This is a genomic window from Streptomyces sp. NPDC020807 (assembly GCF_040641575.1).
Lineage (GTDB): Bacteria > Actinomycetota > Actinomycetes > Streptomycetales > Streptomycetaceae > Streptomyces.
Map to the genome: position 1 here is coordinate 195,698 of NZ_JBFADU010000010.1, position 9,681 is coordinate 205,378.

Below are 9,681 nucleotides of genomic sequence, written 5' to 3' on the forward strand. Positions count from 1 at the left end.
CTATGATGGAGGGGAAGGCGGCAAGGGCCGCGGAGATGCCGGGAAGGTGAAGACGCGGTGCGCATCGGAGAGTTGAGTCGGACGACCGGGGTGTCGGTGCCGACGATCAAGTTCTACGTACGGGAGGGACTCCTCCCGGCCGGCGAGCTGACGAGCCCGAACCAGGCCTCGTACGGGGAAGCACACGTCCAGCGGCTCAGGCTCGTCAGGGCCCTGCTCGACATCGGCGGTCTCCCGCTCGCCGCGATCCGCGACGTGCTCACGGCGGTCGACGACCGTGACCTGCCGGTGCACGAGGTCCTCGGCAGCGCCGTCAACCGCATGGTCCCGCGCTACGACCGCGAACCGGGCGACACGGGGATGGCGGAGGCCAGGAAGAGGGTCGAGGACCTCGTCGCCGCGCGCGGCTGGCGCGCCCATCCCGGCGGTGGCGCGGGGGAGGCGCTGGCCGTCGCGCTCGCGGCCCTCGACGAGCTCGGGCACGGCGACTTCGCCGAGGTGCTCGACGCCTACGCGGACGCGGCGGAGCGGGTCGCCCGGGCGGACCTGGAGTACGTGGCGCACCACGTCGCCCGCGAGTCGGTCGTGGAGAGCGCCGTCGTCGGCACGGTCCTCGGCGACGCCATGCTCACGGCCCTGCGCCGCCTCGCCCAGGCCGACGCCTCGGACCGGACGTACGGCGACGCGTTGTAGGGGCGGCGACCACGCGGAGAGGGGCGGCGACCACGCGGAGAGGGGCGGGGCCCCGTGGCCCCGCCCCTCTCCGCGTCGTCCTCGCGGTCGTCGCGCGCGGTGAGCCTCAGCTCTCCTGCTCGCGCTCCACCTGCTCGTTCCAGTCGCGCTTGATCGCGCGCCACGCCTCGTCCGTCTTGCCCAGGCGCCAGTACCCGGAGATCGACAGGCGTTCGCGCGGCACCTCGCGCTCCATGCGCAGGTGCCGGCGGAGCTCCTTCACGAAGCCCGCCTCGCCGTGGACGAAGGCGTGGACGTCGCCCTCCGGGAAGTCGAGCGCCCGCACCGCGTCCACGACGGCCTCGCCCGTCGCGCGGTCGCCGCGGTGCAGCCAGGTGACCTCCACCCCCGCCGCCGTGGCGAACTTCTGCTCCTCCGAGGCGTCCGCGACCTCCACGAAGGCGTGCACGCGCGCGCCCTCCGGGAGTCGTTCGAGCGCCACCGCGATCGCCGGCAGGGCGCTCTCGTCGCCCGCGAGCAGGTGCCAGTCCGCCGCCGTGTCCGGCGCGTACCCGCCGCCGGGGCCGAGGAAGCGGATCGTTTCGCCCGCCTGCGCCCGCGCCGCCCACGGGCCCGCCAGGCCCTCGTCGCCGTGGACCACGAAGTCGATCGTCAGCTCCCGGTGGACCGGGTCCCACGCCCGTACCGTGTACGTCCGGGTCGTCGGCCACTCCTCGCGCGGGAACTCCGCGCGGATCCGCTCCATGTCGAACGGCTCCGGGTAGGAGACGCCCTCCGGGGCGAAGAGCAGCTTCACGTAGTGGTCGGTGAACTCCCCGACCTCGAACGCGTCGAGCCCGGGGCCGCCGAGGACCACCCGCACCATGTGCGGGGTGATCCGCTCGGTGCGCACGACACGCGCTTCGGTGGCCTTCGGTGCCTTGCGGGTCGGCTGGTCCGCCACGAGGGGTCTCCTGACTCGACGATGAGTGGAAGCGAGTAACTTAGGTATGCCTAAGCTAGCATCCCCGCGCAAGCGGTCGCAGGGAACCTCAGCGTTCAAGTGCGGGCAGCAGTCGGCCGACCGCGCCGCCCAGTCCCCAGCGCTTCACCAGCGCCTCGAGAGCCGCAGGATCGCGCGGTGCCGACGGCAGCGCCGGATCGAACTCCGGCAGCGCCACGTCCCCGGCGACCCGCACCACCGTCGGTGCCACGTCCAGGTACGCCGCCGCCTCCAGGATCCCGCGCCGCTTCGCCGGGGTCAGCTTCGACGTCCGGTCCTCGGCCGCCGCCCGCACCCCCGCCAGGTCGCCGTACTCCGTGATCAGCTGCGCGGCCGTCTTCTCGCCGATGCCCTTCACCCCGGGCAGCCCGTCGCTCGCGTCCCCGCGCAGCGCCGCGAAGTCCGCGTACTGGTCGGGGCGCACCCCGTACTTCGTACGGATCAGTTCGGCGTCCACCAGGTCGCAGTCGCCGACGCCCTTGCGCGGGTACAGCACGCGCACGCCCCGGGCGTCGTCCACGAGCTGGAACAGGTCCCGGTCGCCCGTCACGATGTCCACCGGCCCCGCCGCCCGGCCCGCGAGCGTCCCGATCACGTCGTCCGCCTCGTACCCCGGCGCCCCGATCCGGGCGATGCCGAGGGCCGCGAGGACCTCCTCGATCACCGGCACCTGCGGGGAGAGCGTGTCCGGGATCTCCTCCTCGTCCGGGCCGGCCTCCGTCTCGACGGCGACGCGGTGCGCCTTGTACGAGGGGATCAGGTCCACCCGCCACTGCGGCCGCCAGTCCTCGTCCCAGCAGGCCACGAGGTCGTCGGGCCGGTGGTCCTGGACGAGCCGGGTCACGAAGTCGAGGAGCCCGCGCACGGCGTTCACCGGAGTGCCGTCCGGCGCGCGGACCGAGTCCGGCACGCCGAAGTAGGCGCGGAAGTACAGGCTGGCGGTGTCGAGGAGCATCAGACGTCGGGTCACCCTCCCGATCATGCCGCACACCACCGACAACGCCGCGGGTACAAGGCCGGGGGTCACTGCGCGTGACCCCCGTCACTTTGCGTTTGCACCTGGTGGACCCGGGCAGGCGCGAGCCCGGAGCGGAACCCGGTACGGGATTCAACGAACGGATCCCCGTACGCGAAAAACGGGCTCGCGGGCCGATCCCGCCCGCTCCACGGTCCGACCCGCGCGGGGGCGGCGGGCCGTTCTCGTCGCTACCCGTGAGGTGTATGTGTCCAGGCTCCAGGCCGACCATCTGTTCAAGGTGTTCGGCAGACGACCCGACGACGCCGTCCGGCGGCTCGCCGACGGCGCCGACCGCGAGGAAGGCCACGCCGAACTGCGGGCCGAGCTCCGTGCCGAAGGCACGACGGCCGCCGTCGTCGACGCCGGCTTCGTCGTCGAACCGGGTCAGATCTTCGTCGTGATGGGCCTGTCCGGCTCCGGGAAGTCCACCCTCCTCCGCATGCTCAACGGGCTCCTCGAACCCACCGCGGGCCGGGTCCTCTTCGACGGCCGCGACCTCACCGCGCTCTCCCCCCGAGAGATGCGCGCCGTCCGGTCCTCCAAGATCAGCATGGTCTTCCAGCACTTCGCACTCTTCCCGCACCGGAACGTCCTGGAGAACGCCGCCTACGGCCTGGAGGTCCAGGGCGTGCCCCGCGCCGAGCGCGAGACCCGCGCCGCCGAGGCGCTCGCCCTGTGCGGGCTCGCCGGCTGGGAGAAGTCCTGGCCCGACGAGCTCTCCGGCGGCATGCAGCAGCGCGTCGGCCTCGCCCGCGCCCTCGCCACCGACGCCGACCTGCTCCTCATGGACGAGTCCTTCAGCGCCCTCGACCCCCTCATCCGCCGCGACATGCAGGACCAGCTCCTCGTCCTCCAGCAGCGGCTGAAGAAGACCATCGTCTTCATCACCCACGACCTCAACGAGGCCATGCGCCTCGGCGACCGCATCGCCGTCATGCGCGACGGCCGGATCGTCCAGCTCGGCACCGCCGAGGACATCCTCGTCCGCCCCGCCGACGACTACGTCGCCTCCTTCATCCAGGACGTCGACCGCTCCCGCGTGCTCACCGCCTCCGCGGTCATGGAGGCGCCCGTCGCGCCCGTCGCCCCGGACGCCCCCGTCGTCGGACCCGACACCCTCGTCGTGGACCTCTGCGCCGTCGCCGCCCGGGGCCCGCACCCGGTGACCGTCGAGGACGCCGACGGCGCCGTCCTCGGAGTCGTACCGCCGGAGCGTCTCCTCGCCGTCATGGGCGGCGCCGAGCGCGAGGAGGTGACCGCCGGTGCCTAGGCTCCCCCTCGGCGACTGGGTCGACAGCTCCGTCGACTGGCTCCAGGCCCACCTCGCCTGGCTCTTCGACGCCGTCAGCACCGGGGTCACCGGACTCTACGACGGCATCGACGCCGTCCTGTCCGCCCCGCAGCCGCTGCTCCTCGCCGGCATCCTCGCCGTCGTCGCCTGGTGGCTCCGCGGCCTCGCCGCCGGCCTCCTCGCCTTCGCCGGGTTCGCGCTCGTCGACTCCGTCCAGCTGTGGGACGAGGCCATGGCGACGCTCTCCCTCGTCCTCGTCTCCACCCTCGTCACCCTGGTCATCGCCGTCCCGCTCGGCATCTGGGCGGCCCGGTCGAAGAGGGTCAGCGCGGTCCTGCGGCCGGTCCTCGACTTCATGCAGACCATGCCGGCGATGGTCTACCTCATCCCCGGCATCATCTTCTTCGGCGTCGGCGTCGTCCCCGGCATCATCGCCACCATCGTCTTCGCGCTGCCCCCGGGCGTCCGGATGACCGAACTCGGCATCCGCCAGGTCGACGGCGAACTCGTCGAGGCCGCCGAGGCCTTCGGCACCACCCCGCGCGACACCCTGTTCCGCGTCCAGCTCCCGCTCGCCCTCCCGACGATCATGGCGGGCGTCAACCAGGTCATCATGCTCGGCCTCTCCATGGTCGTCATCGCCGGCATGGTCGGCGGCGGAGGCCTCGGCGGTGCCGTCTACCGCGCCATCGGCAACGTCGACATCGGCCTCGGCTTCGAGGCCGGCGTCTCCATCGTCGTCCTCGCCATGTACCTGGACCGCATGACCGGCGCGCTCGGGACGCAGGTCTCCCCGCTGGGCCGCCGCGCCGCCGCCAAGGCCCGTGCCGCGCTGAGCGCCGGCCGCCCCGGCGCGGCGGTCTGGGCCCACCGCCCGCAGCCCGTCACCGCCCTCGTCGGCGTCGTCGTCCTCGCCCTCGTCGCGGGCGGCACGGGCTTCCTGGGCTCCGGCGGGGCCACCTCCACCACCGCCGCCGGCCCGAACACCGGCCACGGCAAGAAGATCGGCATCGGCTACATCCCCTGGGACGAGGGCATCGCCTCCACGTACCTCTGGAAGGAGCTCCTGGAGCGCCGCGGGTACGAGGTGGAGACCAAGCAGCTGGAGGCCGGCGCCCTCTACACCGGCCTCGCCGGCGGGCAGCTCGACTTCCAGACCGACGCCTGGCTCCCCGTCACCCACGCCCAGTACTGGGAGAAGTACCGCGACAAGCTGGAGGACCTCGGCTCCTGGTACGGCCCCACCTCCCTGGAGCTCGCCGTCCCCTCCTACGTGAAGGGCGTCGACTCGCTCGCCGACCTCAAGGGGAAGTCGGGGCGGTTCAAGGGCCGGATCGTCGGCATCGAGCCGAGCGCCGGGATGATGGGCATCCTCAAGGACAAGGTGCTCAAGGAGTACGGCCTGGAGGGCGAGTACGAGGTCGTCGACGGCTCCACCCCCGGCATGCTCGCCGAGCTCCAGCGCGCGTACGACCGCAAGGAACCCGTCGTCGTCACGCTCTGGTCCCCGCACTGGGCCTACTCCACCCACGACCTCAGGAAGCTCGCCGACCCCAAGGGCACCTGGGGCAAGGGCGACGGCGTCCACACCCTCGCCCGCGAGGGGTTCGCCGCCGACAACCCCGAGGTCGCCACCTGGCTGAAGAACTTCGAGCTGACGGAGGCGCAGCTCACCGGGCTCGAAGCCGTCATCCAGGAGACCGGCAAGGGCAAGGAGCAACAGGCCGTCCGCACCTGGCTCGACCGCAATCCCGGCCTCGCCGAGAAGCTCGCCCCGCAGTAGCCGCCCACGAGACCCGCACGGGGTCCCGCCGGCCTCACTGGCCGGAAAGGGGTGGTCGCCGAACGTGTTCGGCGACCACCCCTTTTCGTCACGACGCGAAACACCGCCCCAAAGCTGCGTAAGGTTCAGGTAACCGACGGGTACGACCGGGAACGAGCAGAGGGAGGGAGCCGACATGGACGAGAAGGAAGCACCCCGCGTGGGCGCTGCCGTCAAGAGGCGCCGCAGGACGCTCCAGCTCACCCTTGCCGTCGTCGCCCGGCGCAGCGGCCTCTCCGTGCCCTTCCTCAGCCAGATCGAGAACGAGCGCGCCCGCCCGAGCCGCCGCTCCCTCGAACTCGTCGCGGAAGCCCTGGAGACCACGGCGGGGGAGCTCCTCGCCGAGGCCGAGGCCTCCCGCACGGTCGACGTCGTCCGGGCGGACGAGCGTCTCCCGGGCATGCCCGACGGGGTGCGCAGGCTGGTCAGGGGCCGCCACCAGCTGCACGCGCTGGAGTTCACCGGCGAGCAGGACGCGGGCCGCGAGTTCCAGCACCGGAACGACGAGCTCCTGTTCGTCGCCGACGGGGCCGCCGAGGTCGAGGCCGAGGGCCGCGCCCACCGCCTGGGCCGCGGCGACACGCTGTACCTCTCGGGAGGCGTACGGCACCGCTGGCGCGCGACCGAGCCGGGCACCCGACTGCTCGTCGTCGCCGTGGCCGACCACGTCGAGGTCGAGGAGGAGTGACCGGGCCGCGCGAGGTGCCCCGGCCGCCGGCCGGATCCCCGTCGCAGGCCGAGGCTCGGCCGCCGGCCGGATCCCCGTCGCAGGCCGAGTCTCCGTCGCCGACCCGGGCGCTGCCGCCGGCCCGGGCCCTCTCACCGACCGGGTCCCTGATCAGGGCCGGGTCCCTGCCCCGGGCCGGGTCCCTGCCCCGGGTGGTCTCCCTCGTCCCCTCCCTCACCGAGGCCGTCGCCGTCTCCGCCCCGCCCGGCGTCCTCGTCGGCGCCACCGACTGGTGCAGCCACCCCGCCGCCCTCGACGTCGTCCGCGTCGGCGGCACCAAGAACCCCGACGTCGCGGCGATCGCCGCACTCCGCCCCGACCTCGTCCTCGCCAACGAGGAGGAGAACCGCGCCCCCGACATCGCCGCCCTGCGGGCCGCCGGCGTCGACGTCCTCGTCACGGAGATCCGCACGCTCGACCAGGGCCTGCGCGAGCTGCAGCGGGTCCTCGCCGCGTGCGGCGCGCCCCGGCGCCCGCGCTGGCTGGCGGAGGCGGAAGCCGCCTGGGATGCGGTGGTCCCGCTGCGGTCACCGGAGCCGTACACCGCCGTCGTGCCGATCTGGCGCCGCCCCTGGATGGTCCTCGGCTCCGACACCTTCGCCGGCGACCTGCTCACCCGCCTCGGCGTCCGCAACCTGTACGCCGACCACGCCGAGCGCTACCCCCGGATCCCGCTCGACGAGCTCCGTGCCGCCGCGCCCGACCTCGTCGTCCTGCCCGACGAGCCCTACCGCTTCACGCGCGACGACGGCCCCGAGGCGTTCCCCGGGACCGCCGCCGCGCTCGTCGACGGGCGCATGCTCACCTGGTACGGGCCGTCCCTCGCCGAGGCGCCCGAGCGGCTGTCGCGGGAGCTGTCCCGGGCGCTGCGAGCAGCGCGCCGCTGAGCAGCCCGCGCACGGTGTGGAAGCCGGCCACCAGCCAGGCCGCGACGAGGAACACGTACAGGCCGACGGCGAGCCACCGGAAGGCGGCGAGCCCGGTGTGCTGGGCGAGCCCCTCGGCGCCGGTGACGCAGGTACCGACGGGGAAGGTGAAGGCCCAGAAGGTCATGGCGAAGCCCATGCCCTTGCGGCGGGCGCGCAGCACCATCGCCCCGGCGAGCGCCAGCCACATCAGGGCGAAGCCCATGACGGGGACTCCGTAGAGGACCGCGAAGGCCGAGAAGCCGTGGGCGTACGTGTCGGGCAGCACGCCCTGGGCGGCGTCGGCGAACTTGTTCGCGGCGGTCGTCGACTGGCCGAGGGGGCCGAGCACCAGGAAGAGCGTGGGGGTCAGCGCGAGGGGCAGCGGGCCGCCGACCACGAGCCGCTGGAAGACCAGGGGCAGCATCACCAGGGTGCCGAGGAGGCTGATGCCGAACATCGCGTAACAGGCGACGAGCAGGGTCTGCTGGGCCTGGCCGGCGGGGAGGTGGGGCACGAGCAGGGGGCCGAGGGCGGCCGAGACCATGGGGGCGACGACCGGGAGCAGCCACACGGGCGACGCGCTCTCGATCTTGTGGTGCACCACCATCAGGTAGGGGATCGCCACGGCGGCGGCCAGGCCGATCACCGTGCCGGCGGTGAACAGGACCGTGTCGACCGCGATCGCCGCGGGCAGGCCGATCCAGTCCTGGCCCACGATCATCGCTCCGCCGCCGACGGCCAGCAGGGCCATCGACAGACAGCCGTAGAAGGGGGCGGTCGCGGGGTCGAGGAGATGGGCGCGGGCCTGGTCGCGGTGGCGGGCCCAGTGGACGGCACGGGCGGTGAGCAGGACGAGCAGCATCGCGAGGGAGAGCGCCCAGAAGGCCGCGCAGACGGTGCGGAGCCCGGGGACGTCCACGGGGAGGGAGGCGCCCGCGTTGGCGATGATCGCCGTGCCCATGACGGAGGCGTACCAGTTCGGGCCGAGGTGGCGGACCGAACGGGCCGGGGTGACGGGCGCGGCCGGGGCGGCCTGTGCGGCCGGGCGGCCGGCGCGGGCGGGAGCGCCGGGGGTGGTGGCGCTGGGGGCCGGACTGTGGGCCGGGCGGGGTGTTGCGAGGCTTGCCATGACTCCACGTTCGCGTGGTTTGTCCGCCCCCACCAGGGATCTTGTGACTATGACGTCATAAGCTGACCTTATGAGCAGCGAGACGAAGGGCGTTCCGGGTCCGGCCGCGCCGCGACCGCACCTCTCCCACCGGGTCCCCGACCTCGGCGCGCTCGAACTCCTCCTCGCCGTCGCCCGGCACGGCAGCCTCGGCGCCGCGGCCCGCGAGGTCGGCATCACCCAGCCCGCGGCGAGCAGCCGGATCCGCTCCATGGAGCGGCAGCTCGGCGTGGCGCTCGTCGACCGCTCACCGCGCGGCTCGCGGCTCACCGACGCGGGCGCCCTCGTCACGGACTGGGCACGGCGGATCGTCGAGGCGGCGGAGGCCTTCGACGTGGGCGCGACGGCCCTGCGGGGCAGACGGGACTCGCGGCTGAGGGTCGCGGCCTCCATGACCATCGCGGAGTACCTGCTGCCCGGCTGGCTCATCGCGCTCCGCGCCCAGCGGCCGGACACGGCGGTCTCCCTCCAGGCGGGGAACTCGGCGGCCGTCGCCCAGCGGCTCTTCGCGGGCGAGGCGGACGTCGGCTTCGTGGAAGGGCTCGCCGTGCCCGAGGGACTCGACGGGGTGGTCGTCGCGCACGACCGGCTGGCGCTCGTCGCGGCGCCCTCGCACCCCTGGGCGCGGCGGCGCGGACCGCTCGACCCGGCGGAACTCGCGGCGACGCCGCTGGTCCTCCGCGAGCGGGGCTCCGGAACCCGGCAGGTCCTGGACGCGGCCCTCGCGGCCCACGGCGGGCTCGCCGAGCCGCTGCTCGAACTCGCCTCCACGACGGCGGTGAAGGCGGCGGCGGTCAGCGGGGCGGGGCCGGCGGTCCTCAGCGAGCTGGCGATCACGGAGGAGCTGGCGTCGCGGCGGCTCGTCGCGATCCCGGTCGAAGGGGTACTCCTCCGCCGGGACCTGCGAGCGGTCTGGCCGACGGGCCACCGGCCGACGGGACCGGCGCGCGACCTGCTGTCGCTGACGCGGGGGTAGGGGGCGGGGATAGGCGTGGGGCGGGGTGGGGCGCCCGCGGCGGGCCGTTCCCCCACCCCGCCCCTTCCCGAAACAGATAGGAAGAGCGGAGGGGTG

The 9,681-nt window shown here is 73.9% G+C and carries 9 protein-coding genes; 6 read left to right on the forward strand and 3 right to left on the reverse strand.

The window, feature by feature from the left end:
- Positions 1–57 precede the first annotated feature (57 nt).
- Positions 58–693: a MerR family transcriptional regulator gene (locus tag AB0G79_RS18020; protein WP_360807392.1), complete on the forward strand. Its 636-nt coding sequence runs from the start codon at positions 58–60 to the stop codon at positions 691–693.
- 106 nt (positions 694–799) lie between these two features.
- On the opposite strand, the gene AB0G79_RS18025 is transcribed toward AB0G79_RS18020, so the two are convergent.
- Positions 800–1,636: a siderophore-interacting protein gene (locus tag AB0G79_RS18025; protein ID WP_360807394.1), complete on the reverse strand. Its 837-nt coding sequence runs from the start codon at positions 1,634–1,636 to the stop codon at positions 800–802.
- Positions 1,637–1,724: 88 nt separating this feature from the next.
- Positions 1,725–2,630, reverse strand: a complete 906-nt coding sequence (locus AB0G79_RS18030; protein WP_360807430.1) for a 5'-3' exonuclease — start codon at positions 2,628–2,630, stop codon at positions 1,725–1,727.
- 268 nt (positions 2,631–2,898) lie between these two features.
- Here AB0G79_RS18030 and AB0G79_RS18035 point away from each other — a divergent pair, with 268 nt between their 5' ends.
- From AB0G79_RS18035 to AB0G79_RS18050, 4 genes are all read left to right on the forward strand, one after another.
- Entirely contained in the window at positions 2,899–3,963 is a 1,065-nt protein-coding gene (locus AB0G79_RS18035; RefSeq protein WP_360807396.1) for a betaine/proline/choline family ABC transporter ATP-binding protein, read from the forward strand.
- Positions 3,956–5,767 (forward strand): ABC transporter permease/substrate binding protein, encoded by a 1,812-nt coding sequence (locus AB0G79_RS18040; RefSeq protein ID WP_360807397.1) that lies wholly within the window; start codon positions 3,956–3,958, stop codon positions 5,765–5,767. Before AB0G79_RS18035 ends, AB0G79_RS18040 begins: the two co-directional genes overlap by 8 nt.
- A gap of 175 nt (positions 5,768–5,942) precedes the next feature.
- Positions 5,943–6,494 carry an XRE family transcriptional regulator gene (locus tag AB0G79_RS18045; RefSeq protein ID WP_360807399.1) on the forward strand — a complete coding sequence of 184 codons (552 nt, stop codon included), beginning with the start codon at positions 5,943–5,945 and terminating at the stop codon, positions 6,492–6,494.
- A 182-nt stretch (positions 6,495–6,676) separates the two neighbouring features.
- Positions 6,677–7,420: a helical backbone metal receptor gene (locus AB0G79_RS18050; protein ID WP_360807432.1), complete on the forward strand. Its 744-nt coding sequence runs from the start codon at positions 6,677–6,679 to the stop codon at positions 7,418–7,420.
- Here the strand turns inward: AB0G79_RS18050 and AB0G79_RS18055 are convergent.
- A complete protein-coding gene (locus tag AB0G79_RS18055; RefSeq protein WP_360807401.1) occupies positions 7,335–8,570 on the reverse strand; it encodes a TDT family transporter in 1,236 nt (411 codons plus the stop codon). The genes AB0G79_RS18050 and AB0G79_RS18055 overlap by 86 nt on opposite strands.
- A gap of 70 nt (positions 8,571–8,640) precedes the next feature.
- Here AB0G79_RS18055 and AB0G79_RS18060 point away from each other — a divergent pair, with 70 nt between their 5' ends.
- Positions 8,641–9,585: a LysR family transcriptional regulator gene (locus tag AB0G79_RS18060; protein ID WP_360807403.1), complete on the forward strand. Its 945-nt coding sequence runs from the start codon at positions 8,641–8,643 to the stop codon at positions 9,583–9,585.
- The last annotated feature ends 96 nt before the right edge of the window (positions 9,586–9,681 follow it).

What these genes read in the sequence shown, in the direction of transcription:
- AB0G79_RS18030 (WP_360807430.1), bottom strand. Translation starts at nt 2,630, where the DNA reads ATGCTCCTCGACACCGCCAGCCTGTACTTCCGCGCCTACTTCGGCGTG.
- AB0G79_RS18045 (WP_360807399.1), top strand. Translation starts at nt 5,943, where the DNA reads ATGGACGAGAAGGAAGCACCCCGCGTGGGCGCTGCCGTCAAGAGGCGC.
- AB0G79_RS18055 (WP_360807401.1), bottom strand. Translation starts at nt 8,570, where the DNA reads ATGGCAAGCCTCGCAACACCCCGCCCGGCCCACAGTCCGGCCCCCAGC.
- AB0G79_RS18060 (WP_360807403.1), top strand. Translation starts at nt 8,641, where the DNA reads ATGAGCAGCGAGACGAAGGGCGTTCCGGGTCCGGCCGCGCCGCGACCG.